Below are 17,210 nucleotides of genomic sequence, written 5' to 3' on the forward strand. Positions count from 1 at the left end.
CTCAGGAGCCTTCGTCCGCGAAGGTGGCCAGATAGGCGAAGAGGTCATAGGCCTGCTCTTCCTGGCGGACCTGATAGGCCATCTTGCCGCGTGCGCGACGGTCATCAAGCGTTTCGCGCAGCCAGCCGGTTGGGTCCTGCACGTAGCCAACAAACGCCGCCTCGGTCCAGGCTGTGCCGCCTTCGCCGAGTTCGATGATCGCGTCACTATAGCGGAAGTCTTCGACCGCACCCAGCGTGCGCCCGGCGATGCCGTAAAGGTTGGGGCCCGTGCGCGCGTTGCGCCCTGCCAGCACCTCGCCCGACGCGTCAGCCACGACGTGGCAGGCCACACATTGGCGGTTGAACTGCTCTTCCCCGGCAGCGACATCACCTTGCGTGGACGCGTGACCATCTGCAAAGGCGGGCGCCGAAAGAACAGCCAGAGCTGCTGCAATTGTAAAACGTTTCATGATCGTATTCCTCTTCGATCTAGTTCTGTGACCGTTGCCCCAGTCGGAGCGCAATGTAATACATCCGGCAAACGGGTCCACCCCCGATGCCAAAAGTTTGTGCGATTGGCATCAAGCCACCGCGTGGGCCAGTGCGCATTGCTTCCACAAAACGCTTAACGCTTTGACAAGATGATCAATATCCGCATCGGAATGCAGGGGTGACGGTGTAAAGCGCAGCCGCTCCGTCCCTTTCGGCACGGTGGGATAGTTGATCGGCTGCACATAGATATCCCATTCGCGCATCAGATAATCGGCCAGCATCCGGGTTTTGACCGGGTCCTTGATCAGCACCGGCACGATGTGGCTTTCGTTGCGCATATGCGGAATACCTTCACGGTCGAGCGCGGCACGCAGGCGGGCGACTTGGCGATGTTGGCGGGCACGCTCCATCTGCGACCCCTTGAGGTGCGCGATGGATGTGCGGGCCGCGGCCGCAACGGCCGGTGGCAGGGCAGTGGTGAAGATGAAGCCAGAGGCGAAGCTGCGGATGAAATCACACAAGGCCGCCGAGCCGGTGATATAGCCGCCGACGACGCCGAACGCTTTGCCGAGCGTCCCTTCGATCAACGTGATGCGGTCGGCCAGCCCTTCGCGCTCGCTGATACCACCGCCGCGCGGGCCATACATGCCCACGGCGTGCACCTCATCCAGATAGGTCATGGCACCGTATTTCTCGGCCACTTCCACAATCTCGCGCATCGGGCAGATGTCGCCATCCATGGAATAGACGCTTTCAAACGCGACGATCTTGGGGACGTCCTTGGGAAGGGCGCGCAGCTTCATCTCAAGATCGTGGACATCATTGTGCTTCCAGATGACTTTTTGACATTTCGAATGGCGGATGCCTTCGATCATGGAAGCGTGGTTGCCTGCATCGGACAGGATCACGCAATCCTTCAGGCGCGATCCGAGCGTGGAAAGTGCCGCCCAGTTCGACACATAGCCGGAGGTGAACAAAAGTGCGGCTTCCTTGCCATGCAGATCGGCCAATTCGCGCTCTAGCAGAAGGTGGTCATGGTTGGTGCCAGAGATGTTGCGCGTGCCACCTGCCCCGGTGCCGGTGCGCTTCACCGCCTCGCACATCGCGTCGATGACCTTGGGATGCTGGCCCATGCCCAGATAGTCGTTCGAACACCAGACGGTCACGTCGCGGACGCCATCTTCGTCGTGATTGGCCGCGCGCGGGAATTTCCCGCATTGACGCTCAAGCTCGGCGAAGTAGCGGTAATTGCCTTCCGCTTTCAGCGTGTCCAGCTGTTGGGTGAATAGGGCATCAAAGTCCATGTCTTCCGTCCTTATTGGGCAGTGTATTGGGCGCAGGGAGCATCCAGCGCCAGAGTTTTGCGTCAGGCAGCGGGACCACCATCAGCCAGTGTTCGAGTAGGGCGAGCGCAGAAAGCGCGGTGAGTAATGCAAAGCCCACGATGGTCACATCCGACTGCGCGTGCCAGAGCCGTTCGGCGCAGACCACGGTGATGGCAGTCAGCACGGTGATCGATGCGGGAAAGGCCCAGGTGATGGAGCCTTTGCGGAAATACGATTTCAGGTGCATCAAACGGCTTGGCACAAATTCGGTGTTGATGCGGGGGACCCCGTAAAAGAGGTTCAGCTTGGCCGAGATGCGCGCGAGGAACAGGATCAGATAGGTGACAAGCGCCATCTGGTTCGGCGCACCTTTTGAGACCAGGACGAGCCCCAGAAGGCCGATTACAAGGGCCAGTTCGTGATAGGCAATGGTCGCAAAGGCACGGAAGAAGCGGGTGCGCTCATCCAGCCCTGGCGGGCAGTCTTCGCTGACCGGGCCAGTGATGATACCCGTCAGGAAGGCCAGTTCGATCCAAGCCCAGATGGCGAGCGCCCCCGCAAAGCCCAAATAAGCCCCCGCCACGGTGACATCGGTGAGGGAAGCCTCTGCCGCCCAAATCCCGAACAGAAGGATCGGCAAGGCCCTGATCACGACACTCAGATGGTTGCCGATCCGATCAGCCCGACGTACCGCCACCAAGATCGCCCCGGTGGCGAACCACCAGACGAAAATGGCAAAGAGCGATACGATCCAGGTGCTTGTCATGCTTCCTCTTTTGGCCAGAAATATCCCGGAGGTGTGGAGGCAGAGCCTCCACCGGTTTTCGGTATGAAAACCGTCCTCTCCATCAGTAGGCAGGCTCCAGTCTGGGGCTGTCAGGCACCTTGTTGCCTTTGACCGGAATGGTCATGAGCGAGATGAAAGCGACGGCAGCTTTCGCAGACCCCGTCATCCGCTTGAGGAAACCACCCACGCCACCCTGCTTTTTGCCCTCGGCAATCTGCGCATTGGCGTCGCCCATTCGGTTCAACGTCGGCACCCAGCGCGGGTGATCGATGTCGAGCACCAGTGGAAAGACCTGCCGCGAAATCTCGGAGGTTTTGCGGAACACTTCCTGCCCGTACCATGCTGGATCAACGCCCAAAGCCTCGTGGAAGGCGGGCCGCTGATGGTCGCGCACCCACATGGTTGAGAAGACGGCTGTCAGGAAGAACTTGATCCACATCCGGTTGACCCAGGTTTCGGTCAGTTTGGGATCTGTTTTCATCAGCAAGGCAAAGGCCTCGCCATGGCTGAACTCGTCATTACACCACTCACAAAACCACTTGAAAATCGGATGGAACCGCTTTTCAGGGTTACTCTCAAGATGGCGGTAGATCGTGATATACCGCGCATAGCCGATCTTCTCTGACAAATATGTCGCGTAATAGATGAACTTTGGTCGGAAATAAGTGTATTTCTTGGCCTGTGTCAGGAAACCAAGGTTCACCGCGATCCCGGCCTCGCGCAAAGCGTCGTTGATGAAACCGGCATGCCGCGCCTCATCGCGCGCCATCAGCTGGAAGAGCGTTGTGATGTCAGAGTTTGACCCGCGCCGCTTCATTTCCTTGTAAAGCACGCAGCCCGAAAACTCGGCCGTGCAGGACGAGATCAGGAAGTCAATGAACTCGGCCTTCAGGCGCGGCTCCATCCCGTCCCAATCGATGTGGTCCCAATCCTCATTCTTCTTGAAATGTCCCTTGTTGGGGTCGGCCTTCATCGCCGCGATCAGCTTGTCCCATTCCTCGCGAACGGGCGTCACGTCAATCGCGTCCATCTCGTCAAAGTCGGTTGTGTAGAACCGCGGTGTGAGCAGTGTGTTCTGCAGCGCCACATCTGTCGCGGTCTTGCTGTCGATGACGGGATCGTAGTTACCGGCGGCTAGCGCGTCTTCGACGGTGCTCGCGTCGGCAGAGTGGGTGGGGCGTTGGACATTCATGACATCACCTCCTCACTGAACGAAAACTCGCACAGCTCCATGAATTCGAAATCACCCGTCGCGCGGGTCCAAAGCTGTTCGAGCTTGGACGCCCGCGTAATCACAGCGGTGCGCTTCTCCTCGATCAACTCGCCAAAGGCGGCCATGATCTCGGGCCCCTGCACCTGCACGGTGTCGCCGGGGTGGATCACGGCCCCATTGTCCAGACGGACATGTGCGGATAGCTCTTCAAAGCGATGGGAAATCGTCACCGTGCATGGCGCGGTTTCCTTTTCTCGAAACAGTAAACCCATGTGTGTTCCCTTTCACATTTCAGGCGCGGGGTGGCTGGCCCCGCGCGGTTTCAATCCAGTAGCTGCGCGAAGGCCGCTACGTTGTCTTTGCCGTACCCAATCAGCTCGACCGCCAGGTCGGTGCTGTCATCGATAATCGCGATATTGCCGTTGTCGCGGCGGACCACCTGAACCGGTGGATTGCCTGCCACATTGTTCATCAGCCGCTCCCGCGCGATGACGCGGCCCATCACGCCAATGAACCCGGCCTTTTCATCAGCCGAGGTGACCAGAACATCGCCCGTCGCATTTGTGACGGTGTAAACATGCTCCCGCTCGCCGGCGGTGAACGTGATGTCGAGCGATTGGACGATGGGCGCCTCGACCAGCACGCCACGGTTGGGCACGTCAAACCACTGGGCGTAAGCGACGATGCCAAGGCTGGCGAGCATCAGCGCAAACATCGCCTGGACGAGGATCCGGGGGACCATTTCCTTGTCCCGGTGGCGCATTTGTTGTTCAAGCTGTGGCATGGGCTCTACTCCGCTGCGACGGCGTCGCCGTCATGGGTTTCGACACGCTCGACACGGGGCTGGGAAATCCGTGTTTCGGCAGCGTCAGCGAAAATCCGGGCGACACTCTCGGCATCGGGGATGCAGCGCAGCGCGGGCTGGGTCCGCGCCATGTACCAAGGGCGCACATGGGGCCAGGACATCAGGTAAGAGATGCGTGTGTCGCCGATCAGCTCAAAGGCCAGCGTGCCGTGGCCGGATGATTTCAGGTCGAGTTTCGCGGTCCCGATGCAGACATAAGGCAGGTTCAAAGTCATCGTCAGCGCCGCCCCAATCCGCATCGCCACACGCTTGTTTGTGAGCGTGTAGACGGTGGACCGCGCCTGCACGTACGCGATGCCGTAAAGGATGCCGCAGGCGATGATCCCTGACACCACAAACGGAAGCCCATGCATCAGAGCGATGCCAAACGGCACATCCGCCGCCGAGACGCCCACCCGCCAGACAGCCAGCAATGCAAAATAACCCGCCACCCACCGCAGCGCCAAAGCCTCGCGCGCAAGACGGCGTGGATCGGGTGCGCCCTGCCACAGGATATGCTCACCCTCGGGCAGCGCCTCGGGCAATCCCCTGACGGGTTCAAAGTTGAAATCATCGTGGCTCATCGGCAGGTTCCCTCTACTGTGGTTAACCGCCCCGGTGGCTGGCCGGGGCGGGACACGTTTTTACGGCAGGACCGTCTCGGACCGTTCGGGCGTGGCGTACATCGTGCCGCCCGCGTAGTAGGCCATGATCTTTTCTTCCTCGAGCAGGGTGACCTCATCCGCCTTTTTGATGCGCGGCACGTCGGCCCAGTTATGCGCGTATAGCGAGCGCACGGTCACACGGTCGGTCCCGATCTTGGCGAGGTTCATCGGGATCAGGCGTGTATTGCCGGTCCCTTCGGGGTTCAGATCGACGGTCAGGAAACGGACCATCTGTTCGGGTACGTCCACCCACATGTCGATGCAGCGGCCCACAACCTCGCCATCACCACCCACAACAGCCTTACCGCGCGGGTCGCGCCCGGCGGAAATCTTGAAGTCCGCCAATGTCGACATGGGGCGGATTTTTACATGGCCATGCGCGTCAAGCTCAGGATGATCCGCACGCGGTGTCCAGGATGCGGGACCAACACCATCCACCATCGGATCGCCGGTGGGGATCCATGGCGCGCCCGACCCGCTGGACGGGGCAAGTGCGAGATCTGTGCGCATCTTGCTGTCTTCATACTCAATGGAGGGCACGGTCAGTTCACCGCGCCCATCGCGCAGCTTGAAGGTCTTGGGCTTGGACAGTGGCCAGGTCTCGGTGCCAATCGGCTTGTCGTCATTGTCGCGCAAGGGATAACCTTCGCGCATATTCTCGGTCTGCAGGTAGTAAACCAGCCCTGCAAAAAAGATCCAGAACAGCCAGATCGCCGCGCTCGCCAGATCGAAGTTTCCAAAGAATTCTACACCAACCATGTCTTTTTCCTTTCGGTGGTTAGGTCGGGAAATCCGGCAATCCCAGCTTGCCGGAGGCCCTGTTTGGCACGGCCATGACCCGCACAAGCGGGCCAAGGACGACCAATGTGATGAAAAGAAGGCCAATTTCGGTGTGGTAGACGACCGAATAGCCGGTGGCAGGCGTGGCGAGCGCCTCTCCCAAGATGCCGTTCCCAGCGGCGTGGTTCACAAGGTCACGGATCGTGCCCCCGATAAAGATGGACAGGCCCGCGCCTGTCGCTTGCGCGGCACCCCATGCGCCCAGCGCGAGGCCACGTCCGGCGGCACCCAGCGTCGGCATGGTCATGGCGGCTGTGAGGGTGGAGACCCCGAAGAGCCCGCCGCCGAAGCCAATGAGGGCTGCCCCGATGTAGAACAGGAGCGGTGAGCCCATGGGGGCCGAAAAGATGACGGCGCAGAAGGCCGCAACACCGGTCAGGATACCGCGCGCGCACATCCGGTAGGGGTCGACCCCCTGGGCGAGCCAGCGCGCGGCGATGCCAAAGCCGACAAGCGCGCCACCAGCCCACATGGCCGTAAGCAGCGTTGTGGCCGAGACCGACAGGCCAAGGATTTCACCCCCATAAGGCTCCAGCAGCACATCCTGCATGTTGAACGCCATTGTGCCGAGGAACACGACGGCGAGCAGCCGACCTGCATCGCCGCCATCCGCCAGATCGCGCCAGGCATCGCGGAAAGTGGGGCTGGCCGCCGCACGCTCGGCCTTTGACATCGGCCGGACCTTTTCCTGCCGCCAGAGCGCGACAAGGTTCAAAAGCAATGTTACAACGGCGGTCCCTTGGATGACCTGCACCAGACGCAGCGCCGAATAATCACGCAAGAGCGCCCCGATAATGATCGCCGCAACGGCCATCCCAATCAGGTGCATCACATAAAGGAGCGCGACGACCTTTGGCCGCGTCTCTTCGGTCGCCCGATCCGCGGCGAGCGCGAGGCCCGCCGTCTGGGTCATATGCATGCCGATCCCGGTCATCAGAAACGCCAGCGCCGCACCCACATACCCCGCCCATGGCCAGTCAATCGTGCGATCGCCCGACAGAACCAGCAGCGCCATCGGCATGATCGCCAGACCGCCAAACTGCCACATCGTGCCGAACCACAGATACGGAATGCGCTTCCAGCCAATCGCCGACTTGTAATTGTCAGACTTGAACCCCACCAGTGCCCGGAAAGGGGCCACCAGAACCGGAATCGCGATCATCGCCGCCACCAGCATCGCGCCGATACCAAGCTCCACAATCATCACCCGGTTCAGCGTGCCCAGCAGCATCACCGCCGCCATCCCCACCGACACCTGGAACAGCGACAGGCGCAGCAGTTGGCCCAGCGGCAGATCATCACTGACCGCGTCGCTGAACGGCAACAGCGTGGTCGAGACTTTCTTAAGGGCGGAGGCGCGGAAGATCATGCCAAGCCTCCCTCAAACACATGCGCGGTTGAGATGTAGAAGCCTGACTTGATCCGCTCGATTTCTGTCAAGCTACCGCCATGGCCTACATCGCGCAGCGCCTTCGCGATCCCCGCCGTCGTGTGCGGCACCATCACCGGGCTGCGATCCGCACGGGGGAAGAGCTTGCCCACGCGCCACATCGCCATCAGCGCGGGCGTCCGCGGTGGCAGGGTAAAGACAAACTTGCCGCTCACCCGCTTTGCCGCGCCGGCCAAAAGCGTCGCGATATCCGGCGCGCTGTAATAGATCAGCGAATCCATGGCGAGCGCGTGGTCAAACGCACCGTCCGTCGCCTCCAACATATCGCCCGCCACCCACGAGATGCTGCCGGCCAGGTTCTCAGGCATCCGCTCTTCCGCGATCTCCACCAAGGCAGGCGAGATATCAACGGCCACCACATCCGCCCCGCGCTGGGCCAGTTCCACGGCCATCGCACCAGTGCCGCAACCGGCATCCAGAATGCGCGCACCCTGCAGATCATCCGGCAATTGCGCCAGCATCAGCTCACGCATCCGGTCCCGCCCTGCACGCACCGTCGCCCGCACGCCCGAAACAGGCGCGTCGGACGTCAACCGCTCCCAAACCTTGGTCGCGGTGCGGTCGAAATAGTGTTCAACCCGGTCACGTGTGGAGGCGTAATCCGTCATTAATCAAACCCAAGCAGTTCAAAGATCTCACGATCCGGCAGCGGGGCCGGTGCCAATGGCTCCGTCCCATTCCAAAGCGTCTCGGCCAGCCGGATATACTCCTTGCGGACCGCGACGATCTCCTCATCATCCGGCATCTCGAAAAGTGTCTTCTTTTTCAAACGACTACGCCTGATCGCATCTAGATCCGGCATATGCGCGATGCGGTTGAACCCCACAGTCTCGCAATATCGATCCACCTCATCCGTCTCGCGGCTTCTGTTCGCCACACAGCCCGCAAGCCGCACCTTGTAGTTGTTCGATTTTGCCTGAACCGCCGCTATGATCCGGTTCATTGCATAGATGCTGTCAAAGTCATTCGCCGTGACAATCAGCGCCCGATCAGCATGCTGCAAAGGCGCGGCAAAACCACCGCAAACCACATCCCCAAGTACGTCGAAAATCACGACATCCGTGTCTTCCAGCAGGTGATGCTGCTTCAGCAATTTCACCGTCTGGCCAACGACATACCCCCCACAACCGGTGCCCGCAGGTGGCCCGCCAGCCTCCACACATTTGACCCCGTTAAAGCCTTCAAAGATGAAGTCCTCGGGCCGCAACTCCTCTGCATGGAAATCGACCTCCTTCAGGATGTCGATCACCGTCGGAACAAGGCTGCCAGTCAGGGTAAAAGTCGAGTCATGCTTCGGATCACACCCGATCTGTAGCACCCGTTTGCCCAGCATTGAAAACGCCGCTGATAGGTTAGAGGAGGTGGTCGATTTTCCGATCCCGCCCTTGCCATAGACAGAAAACACCTTCGCGCCCTCAATCCGCGCATCCTCCGGCTGGTGAACCTGGACCGATCCCTCACCATCCAACCCCTTGAGATCAGGCACATTATCCTTCGGACTCATAAGGTCCTCCTATCAATTCCAAGCACACGGGATGGTGGGTGGGGCGACGCGCGAAAGGCGCGAGCGGCGCACGACATCCTCATTCCGCAGCCACTCCCTCCATCGCGTCCTCCAACGCATCCGCCGCATCCTGCAGCGCCTCCAAAGTCGCCTCATCCGGCGACCAATACTCACGATCCGACGCCTCCAAGAGTCGGTTCGCCATCCGCATCGAGGCTTGCGGGTTCAAAGCCGCCAGCCGTTCGCGCATCGCGTCATCCAGCACGAAGGTCTCGGACAGGCGCTGATAGACCCAGGGCTCCACCTCGCCTGTCGTCGCGGACCAACCCAGCGTATTGGTCACTTGCGCCTCGATCTGGCGCACGCCTTCATGGCCGTGGTTCAGCAATGCTTCGTAGAATTTCGGGTTGAGCGACCGGCTGCGCGTCTCGAGCGCTACTTGATCCTGCAGGGTCCGCACCTTCGCAGACCCGCGCGTCTGGTCACCGATATAGACCGGCGCGGCGGACCCCTTGGCCCGCTTTACCGCGCGGGAAATGCCACCCAACGTGTCGAAGTAATGGTCAACGGTGGTGACGCCAAGTTCGACTGATTCAAGGTTTTGATAGGCCAGATCGACGTCTTTCAAAGCCTTCTGCAGCAGCGCTGGGTTCTGCGCGGCATGGCCGTTCACCCCGTAGGCAAAGCTTTTGCGCGCCTCATAGGCATCGGCCAACTCATCCTCATCGCCGAAGGCCGAACTGTCGACCAACTGGTTCACATTGGAGCCATAAGCGCCCTCGGCATTTGAGAAGACGCGCAAGGCCGCAGTCTCAAGATCGCAGCCCATCTCGTCTGCATAGGCGAGCGCATGGGCGCGGATGTAATTCTGGTCCAGCGGCTCATCGGCCTCGGCACATTTCAAGGCAGCCTCCGCTAGCATGCGGGTCTGCAAGGGCAGGAGATCGCGGAAGATGCCGGAGAGGGTCATCACCACATCGATCCGGGGACGGCCAAGCTTTTTCAACGGGATCAGGTCAGCGCCAGACAGACGCCCGAAATTGTCAAACCGCGGTTTGGCACCCATCAGCGCCAGCGCTTGCCCAATCGGGCCACCGTCGGATTTGATATTGTCCGACCCCCACAGCACCAGCGCCACGGTGCGCGGCAGCTTGGCATGGGTTTTCAGCAGCAGATCGGCCTGCTTGGCGCCTTCTGCAATAGCAAAGGCCGTCGGCATGCGGAACGGGTCAAACGCATGGATGTTGCGGCCTGTCGGCACGATTTCCGGCGAGCGGATCAGATCGCCACCCGGCACCGGCGGGATATAGTGCCCGGACAAGGCGCGCATCAGCGCAGGCAGTTCATGATCCTCGCGCAGGAGTTCCTGAGCCTGATCACGCGCCTCACCTTCCGGCATCAGCCGCATCATGTCGGCTTGGGCGGCGCGCGACAGCGGCTCACCCACCACATGCAGCCCTTCGGTGATCAGCGCCCCTTCGGTCTCGGCGAGCTTCAGCCAGAGCGCGTCGATATCGCGGGCATTCATGTCGACCGCATTCGCCTGATCGCGGATCAGTTGCTCCAGATCCGCCCGCTGATCGTCATCCGCACCCATTTCGCGCCAGCGGGTCAGGCTGTCTTTTAGCTCCGCCAGCCCCTTGTAGAGACCCGCCGTCGTGAGCGGCGGTGTGAGGTGCGTGACCGTCACAGCGTTCGACCGGCGCTTGGCCAGCGTCGCCTCGGACGGGTTGTTAGCCGCGTAAAGATATACATTCGGCATCTCGCCGATCAGCCGGTCCGGCCAATCGCGCGCGCCAAGACCCGCCTGTTTGCCGGGCATGAATTCCAGCGCACCGTGCATGCCGAAATGCAGGATCACATCGGCAGAGAAGGTGTTCCGCAGCCAGAGATAGAAAGTGACGAAGGCGTGGGTCGGCGCGAAGCCTTTCTCAAAAAGCAGACGCATCGGGTCGCCTTCATAGCCGAAGGCGGGCTGGACGCCGACGAAGACATTGCCGAAATGCTGGCCCAGCACATAGACGCCCCTCCCATCCGACTGGTGCTTGCCGGGGGCCGGACCCCAGACGGATTCGATAGCGGCAAGTGGCGGTGTGTTCCGCACGATTGTGTCTGCATCCACATGGGCCACGACATTGGCCTGCTGGCCGTATTGCGCGGCATTGCCTTGCAGGATGGCGGCGCGCAATTCGTCTACTGTTTCGGGGATATCGACGGTGTATCCGTCGGCCTGCATCTGTTTCAGCGTGTTATGCAGGCTTTCGAACACGCTCAGGTAGGCGGCAGTGCCCACGGCCCCTGCATTGGGCGGGAAACCGAAGAGAACCACACCGACCTTCTTCTCGGCGTTTTGCTTCCGACGCAATTTGGCGAGGCGCAGTGTCTTTTCGGCAAGGCTTGTGATGCGTTCGTGGCAGGGCGCCATAGCCTTGCAATCGGATTGCGCGCCGCAGCCATTGTTGCAGCCGTTGCAGCCATCTGGCCCGTGGCGACCAGCAAAAACGGTGGGGTTTGTGGCCCCGTCAATCTCGGGCAGGGCCACAAGCATGGTCGTTTCGATGGGGCCGAGGCCTTGGCCGCTATTTGCCCATTGGCCGAGCGTCTGGAATTCCAGCGGTTGGGCCGCGATGTAAGGCACGTCGAGGTTTTGCAGCACATCAACGGCCGCATCGCTGTCGTTATAGGCCGGGCCACCGATCAGTGAGAAGCCGGTGAGCGAGACCATCGCATCGACGCGGCCCTGGAAATAGGTCTCAATCGCCGGACGCCCGTCGAGGCCGCCGGCAAAGGCGGGGATGACGCGCATGCCACGCGCCTCGAACGCCCGGATCACCGCGTCGTAATGGGCGCAATCCGAGGCGAGGATATAGGAGCGCAGCATCAGGAGGCCGACGGTCGCGACAGGCTTGGCCGGGGCTGGAAGATCGGTCAGCTCGGTGACGATGTGATGGCCCGGCAGGTCGGGGTGATAGAGGCCGACATCAGGGTATTCGATGGGCAGATTAGCCTTGGCTCCCTGCCAGTCTGGGCGGGTGGCGTAGCGGCCAATGAGGAAGCGGATCATCTGTTCGACATTGTCGTCCGATCCGCCCAGCCAGTATTGCATCGACAGGAACCATGCCCGCAGATCCTGCGCCTTGCCGGGGATCAGTTTGAGGATCTTGGGCAGGCGGCGCAGGGTTTTCATTTGCTTGGCACCGCTATCGCCGGATGGTTTGGATGAGCCGCGCAGCTTTTTCAAAAGCGCCATCGCGCCGCTGGCCGGTTTGGCCATGTCGAGGTCGCCCATGCGCGTGAGTTTGACGATCTCACCATCGGCGATCATGCCAATCATGGCATCGCAGCCGTCGCGCCTTGCCTGAAGGGCGGGCAGGATCGCGCGGATATGCTCCTCAAGGAACAGGAGGTTGGTGATGATGATATCGCCCTCTGCAATGGCCGTTTTGGCTGCCGCGAGCGCATCTGGGCATTCGCCCCATTCGGCGGAGGATAGCACCTGCACCTCAAGCCCCGGAAAGTCCGGTGCGAGGCGTTCGGAGACGCGCAGGGCCGGCCCGGCCGCATGGGCATCCAGCGTGACGATGACCACGCGGTAAGGTTTATGCATCACCTCATCGCGCATAATGGGCCTTTGCCTCGTAAAGCGTGTCCAGGCTGATTTCGTGCAGCCCCTTTTCCAGCGCGAAGGTCTCGGTGTTTCGGCGCGCTTTGCCGCGCACGAAGAAGGGGATTTTCTTCAGCTCTTTTTCGGCGTCAGACAGCCAGATGACATTGTCATCGCTGGGCTGCGGAAGCTCATCCGGCGTGTCCGCCGTCTTCGCTTTGGCTTTGCCACCGTGATGGCTGGGGCCCGCCTCGTCGTGGAATTCGAAATCGTCGCGGAACATGGTGAGCAGGTGTTCCTCTAGCCCCATAACGAGCGGGTGGATCAGCGTGTCGAAGATGACATTTGCGCCTTCGAACCCGACTTGCGGGGAGTAGCGCGCGGGGTAATCCTGCACATGCACTGGTGCCGAGATGACCGCGCAGGGAATGCCAAGCCGCTTGCCGATATGGCGCTCCATCTGGGTGCCGAGGATCATTTCGGGGCTGAGGCGCTCAATGGTGGCCTCGACCTCAAGATAATCGTCGGTGATCAGGGCCTCGACGCCGTAGTCCTTGGCTAGCCTCCGGATGCCGCGCGCCATTTCGCGGTTGTAGCAGCCGAGGCCTACCACCTCGAACCCCATCTCGTCCCGCGCAATGCGGGCATGGGCGGCGACATGGGTGCCATCGCCGAAGATGAAGACGCGTTTGCCGGTCAGATAGGTGCTGTCGACCGAGCGCGACCACCATGGCAGGCGCAGACGGCTTTCGTCGGGTTTGCCGGGGGTGCCGGAGAGGGCGATGACTTCCGTAATGAAATCGCGCGTGGCACCCACACCGATGGGGACGGTTTTGGTGAAGGGCTGGTCGTGGTTGCGTTCGAGCCATCGTGCTGCGGCCTCGCCCGTCTCGGGGCAGAGCAGCACATTGAAATGGGCAGCGGGCAGGCGCGCGATATCGCCGGGTGTTGCGTTGAGCGGGGCGACGACATTTACGTTGATCCGCACGTCTGACAAGAGGCCGGTCAGTTCTTCAACGTCATCGCGGGCGCGGAAACCCAAGGCCGTTGGCCCAAGGATGTTGCAGCTCACCCGCGCGGTGCGCTCCTGGGGACGCGCCAGATGTTTGACGATCTGGTAGAAGGTCTCATCCGCGCCGAAGTTTTCCTTGCGGCTGTAGCTGGGCAGTTCCAGTGGGATGACGGGGATGTCGATCCCCATCGTCTCGGCCAGACCGGCGGGGTCGTCCTGGATCAGCTCTGCCGTGCAGGAAGCGCCGACGATGATGGCTTCGGGGTTGAAGCGTGCGACCGCATCGCGGCAGGCATCCTTGAAAAGCGTCGCGGTATCTGCACCAAGGTCGCGGGCTTGAAAGGTGGTGTAGCTGACCGGCGGGCGATGGTCGCGGCGTTCGATCATCGTGAAAAGGAGGTCGGCATAGGTGTCGCCCTGCGGGGCGTGCAGGACGTAGTGCAGGCCCTTCATCGCCGTTGCGACGCGCATCGCGCCGACATGGGGTGGGCCTTCATATGTCCACACCGTCAATTTCATGGGCACACCCGATGATCCGCGCCGGACTGGGGGTTTTGCACCCCCAGACCCCCGCAGGATATTTCTGGCCAAAATAGGATCATTCGGCGGCCTCCAGCTGAAGGAGCGATTTGCGGCGGAGGGGCCGCGAGAAGAGACCGGCGAGGTCGCCCGCCTGTTCGTAGAAATGCACGGGCGTGAAGACGAGTTCGATGGCCCATTTGGTTGTCAGACCCTCAGCCTCTAGCGGATTGGCGAGGCCGAGACCGCAGATTGTAAGGTCGGGCCTGGCGGCGCGGGCCCGGTCGAGTTGTTTGTCGACGTCCTGTCCTTCGGCGATCTGTGGGCCTGCGGGCAGCAGGTCGAGGTCGGGGCCGTGCAGCGCGTCGTGCACGTATGGGCTGCCCACCTCAATCGCGGTCATGCCGCATTCGCGGGTCAAGAAACGGGCAAGCGGGATTTCAAGCTGGCTGTCGGGGAAGAAGAAGACGGACTTGCCGCTAAGCGTCTCGGCAGCTTGGGTGATGGCCTTGCGGGCGCGGGCGCGCGGCGCGGCGGTCACGGCCTCAAACTGTTCTTCGCTGACGCCGAATTCAGTGGCGATGGCGTGCAGCCAGGCAGTTGTACCTTCGTCGCCAAAGGGGAATGGGGCGGGCAGATGCCGCGCGCCGCGCCGTGTGAGGGCGGCATGGGTTTCGCCGAGGAATGGTTGAGTGAGCGCGAAGACGGTGTTGGGGCCAATCGCCGTCGTCTCATCAATCCGGCGGGCGGGCAGCAGGCGGATCGGGCCGATCCCCATCTCGGACAGAAGGCTGAGCATCTGATCCTCGACGACGTCCGGCAAGGCGCCGACGACCAGCAATTCGCGCGCGGTTGTCTCTTTCAGGACGGGGACCATGGAGGCGAGGCAGGCATCCTCACCTTCGGTGAACGTTGTCTCGATCCCCGAACCGGAATAGTTCAGCACCCGGACATGGGGCGCATGCACCTGGCTGAGCCGTTCGGCGGCGCGGGCGAGATCGATCTTGATCACCTCGGACGGGCAGGAGCCAACCAGGAAGAGCTGCCGGATGTCAGGGCGACGCTCCAGGAGGCGCGCGACTTCGCGGTCAAGCTCTTCATGGGCGTCGGCCATGCCCGCCAGATCTGATTCTTCGAGGATCGCTGTGCCGAATCGTGGTTCGGCGAAGATCATGACGCCGGCGGCGGATTGCAGAAGATGCGCGCAGGTGCGTGATCCTACGACAAGGAAAAACGCATCCTGCATTTTGCGGTGGAGCCAGATGATGCCGGTGAGGCCGCAGAACACCTCGCGCTGGCCACGTTCCTTGAGGATCGGGGCGTCGCGGCAGCCGCCCTGAGCAGGGGGATGCGGCGCGTTCATGCCCGGCTCTCCGCATCCAGGCGCGCCATCCGCAATTTCCAGAGGAACTGGCCCGCATTCACGACGTAGGCAGCATAGGCGGCGAGCGCGATATACATCTGTGTCGTGGCTGTGAACCCGTCAGCGAGCAGCGCGTAAATATACAATGAATGCAAGGCGATAACGCCGAAGCTGAACGCGTCTTCCCAGAAGAAGGCGGGCGCGAAAAGGTACTGGCCAAAGACCACTTTTTCCCAGATCGCGCCGGTGATCATGATGGTGAACAAGAGGGCCGTTTTGATGATGATCGAGAGCGTCGCTGCCTCATACCCCGCACCGGTCCAGAGATAGCGCAGGACCAGCGCGAGCGAGATCAGGAAAACGACGAATTGGAGCGGAGCCAGAATTCCCTGCACGAGGGTCCATTTCGTGGCGTCCCGCCGGGCCCGTTCGGCATCGGAATACAGGCGTCTGCCACCCGGTTCAGGAAGCGCAGCGGCACCTTCTGTGTCGGTCGTTGTCGCAGACATGTAAAGTTTCCCTGACGGCCATATGTGTCAAGACTATGGCCCAAACTGCAGAGGTGTCAACTTTAACTTACACTTAACACTGTACATGTATTGTTAAGAACGTCATCGCCCGATCACAGATAAAATGCAGATATTATAGGTATTTAAGGAGATGTCGTGAAACACGTGAGAGCCAGTTGTCAATTTGCTTTGACATTCCATGCCCCGCAAAGGACAATATCACCGATGCTGAAGGGCGTATCGCTGCGCCAGAACAGCCAAAGGACATGCTGATGCCCGACCAGCCAAGCATAGACGCCCCGGCGCCTGACGCGGCATCGACGCGTAAAGATGCGGTGCGTGCGCCGCGTCGTGAGCATGTTGTTGCAGACAGCGATGCGGGCGCACTTGATTACGATTTGCTTGAGAGTTTGGAAGAGGCCGCGGTCAGCGAGGCACGAGAGGCTTGCCGGATTGTTGTTCAAGATGCGCTGAACCTCGGGTTCTCAGCAGAAGACATTGTTGATCATTATATACCCGAGGTTGCGCGCCGCATTGGTGAATTGTGGTGCGCGGATAATCTGGGCTTTGCGAATGTCACAATTGCCGTGTCGCGGTTGCAATCACTGCTGCGTGAACTTGGTCTTGATTGGTCGGGTGACATTGCCGGTGAACCTGATGCGCCAATGGTCCTTTTGATTGTTCCGCAAGAGGTCTATCACACCCTTGGCGCAATGATTTTGGGCAGTCAGCTCAGACGTTTAGGCATATCTGTGCGCATCGCGCTGGGCTTGCGAAACGAAGAACTTGCCGCCCGTTTGCAACGGTCTAAGTTCCAGGGAGTATTCATATCAGCTTCGTCCAGTGAAAAGCTTGAAACGCTCTCACGGATCGTCAATGTTGTGAAGAACTCGACGGTAACACCCCCGCCTATTGTCATTGGTGGTTCCCTGTTAGATGTCGAAACAAAAGAGAATGTGACGGCACTAACGGGCGCAGATTATGCCACCAGAATACCGAGCGAGGCACTAGAGCTTTGCGGATTATCAAAGACAATTCAAAGCGAACCGCAAAGAATACGCGGGAGCTAGGTGATGGTGACGAGCCCACATCTGGTGCGCCC

General features: G+C 60.8%; 16 protein-coding genes. 1 reads left to right on the forward strand and 15 read right to left on the reverse strand.

Annotated features, from left to right (window positions below; all coding sequences use genetic code 11):
• Window position 1: 1 nt before the first annotated feature.
• From SLH47_RS12510 to bchF, 15 genes are all read right to left on the reverse strand, one after another.
• Window positions 2-451, reverse strand: a complete 450-nt coding sequence (locus SLH47_RS12510; RefSeq protein WP_320239878.1) for a c-type cytochrome — start codon at window positions 449-451, stop codon at window positions 2-4.
• A 111-nt stretch (window positions 452-562) separates the two neighbouring features.
• Window positions 563-1,777 (reverse strand): 5-aminolevulinate synthase, encoded by a 1,215-nt coding sequence (gene hemA, locus SLH47_RS12515; RefSeq protein ID WP_320239879.1) that lies wholly within the window; start codon window positions 1,775-1,777, stop codon window positions 563-565.
• Window positions 1,767-2,564 (reverse strand): putative photosynthetic complex assembly protein PuhE, encoded by a 798-nt coding sequence (gene puhE, locus SLH47_RS12520; RefSeq protein WP_320239881.1) that lies wholly within the window; start codon window positions 2,562-2,564, stop codon window positions 1,767-1,769. Before puhE ends, hemA begins: the two co-directional genes overlap by 11 nt.
• A gap of 82 nt (window positions 2,565-2,646) precedes the next feature.
• Window positions 2,647-3,777 carry a magnesium-protoporphyrin IX monomethyl ester (oxidative) cyclase gene (gene acsF, locus SLH47_RS12525; protein ID WP_320239882.1) on the reverse strand — a complete coding sequence of 377 codons (1,131 nt, stop codon included), beginning with the start codon at window positions 3,775-3,777 and terminating at the stop codon, window positions 2,647-2,649.
• The gene (locus tag SLH47_RS12530; protein ID WP_320239884.1) at window positions 3,774-4,070 is read right to left on the reverse strand and encodes a hypothetical protein; all 297 of its coding nucleotides are present in this window, start codon (window positions 4,068-4,070) and stop codon (window positions 3,774-3,776) included. The genes acsF and SLH47_RS12530 overlap by 4 nt, the downstream gene beginning before the upstream one ends.
• Before the next feature lie 50 nt (window positions 4,071-4,120).
• Window positions 4,121-4,582, reverse strand: coding sequence for a photosynthetic complex assembly protein PuhC (gene puhC / locus SLH47_RS12535; protein ID WP_320239885.1), 462 nt, complete (start codon window positions 4,580-4,582; stop codon window positions 4,121-4,123).
• A gap of 5 nt (window positions 4,583-4,587) precedes the next feature.
• Entirely contained in the window at window positions 4,588-5,226 is a 639-nt protein-coding gene (gene puhB, locus SLH47_RS12540) for a photosynthetic complex putative assembly protein PuhB (protein WP_320239886.1), read from the reverse strand.
• Between the two features lie 60 nt (window positions 5,227-5,286).
• Complete coding sequence (puhA, locus tag SLH47_RS12545; protein WP_320239887.1) at window positions 5,287-6,066, reverse strand: photosynthetic reaction center subunit H; 780 nt, start codon at window positions 6,064-6,066, stop codon at window positions 5,287-5,289.
• Window positions 6,067-6,085: 19 nt separating this feature from the next.
• Entirely contained in the window at window positions 6,086-7,516 is a 1,431-nt protein-coding gene (locus SLH47_RS12550; protein WP_320239888.1) for a PucC family protein, read from the reverse strand.
• Window positions 7,513-8,205, reverse strand: coding sequence for a magnesium protoporphyrin IX methyltransferase (bchM, locus tag SLH47_RS12555; protein ID WP_320239889.1), 693 nt, complete (start codon window positions 8,203-8,205; stop codon window positions 7,513-7,515). Before bchM ends, SLH47_RS12550 begins: the two co-directional genes overlap by 4 nt.
• Window positions 8,205-9,101: a ferredoxin:protochlorophyllide reductase (ATP-dependent) iron-sulfur ATP-binding protein gene (gene bchL, locus SLH47_RS12560; RefSeq protein ID WP_320239890.1), complete on the reverse strand. Its 897-nt coding sequence runs from the start codon at window positions 9,099-9,101 to the stop codon at window positions 8,205-8,207. The genes bchM and bchL overlap by 1 nt, the downstream gene beginning before the upstream one ends.
• A gap of 79 nt (window positions 9,102-9,180) precedes the next feature.
• Window positions 9,181-12,723, reverse strand: a complete 3,543-nt coding sequence (locus tag SLH47_RS12565; RefSeq protein WP_320239892.1) for a magnesium chelatase subunit H — start codon at window positions 12,721-12,723, stop codon at window positions 9,181-9,183.
• Window positions 12,713-14,236 carry a ferredoxin:protochlorophyllide reductase (ATP-dependent) subunit B gene (bchB, locus tag SLH47_RS12570; protein ID WP_320239893.1) on the reverse strand — a complete coding sequence of 508 codons (1,524 nt, stop codon included), beginning with the start codon at window positions 14,234-14,236 and terminating at the stop codon, window positions 12,713-12,715. Before bchB ends, SLH47_RS12565 begins: the two co-directional genes overlap by 11 nt.
• Before the next feature lie 79 nt (window positions 14,237-14,315).
• Window positions 14,316-15,599: a ferredoxin:protochlorophyllide reductase (ATP-dependent) subunit N gene (locus tag SLH47_RS12575; protein ID WP_320239894.1), complete on the reverse strand. Its 1,284-nt coding sequence runs from the start codon at window positions 15,597-15,599 to the stop codon at window positions 14,316-14,318.
• On the reverse strand, window positions 15,596-16,108 hold the full coding sequence (gene bchF / locus SLH47_RS12580) for a 2-vinyl bacteriochlorophyllide hydratase (RefSeq protein ID WP_320239896.1): 513 nt from the start codon (window positions 16,106-16,108) through the stop codon (window positions 15,596-15,598). Before bchF ends, SLH47_RS12575 begins: the two co-directional genes overlap by 4 nt.
• Before the next feature lie 266 nt (window positions 16,109-16,374).
• Between bchF and SLH47_RS12585 the strand changes: the two genes are divergently transcribed.
• The gene (locus SLH47_RS12585; RefSeq protein ID WP_320239897.1) at window positions 16,375-17,178 is read left to right on the forward strand and encodes a cobalamin B12-binding domain-containing protein; all 804 of its coding nucleotides are present in this window, start codon (window positions 16,375-16,377) and stop codon (window positions 17,176-17,178) included.
• Window positions 17,179-17,210 lie beyond the last annotated feature (32 nt).

Origin of the sequence: Cognatiyoonia sp. IB215182 (assembly GCF_033963905.1) — a bacterium.
Taxonomy (GTDB): Bacteria; Pseudomonadota; Alphaproteobacteria; order Rhodobacterales; family Rhodobacteraceae; genus Yoonia.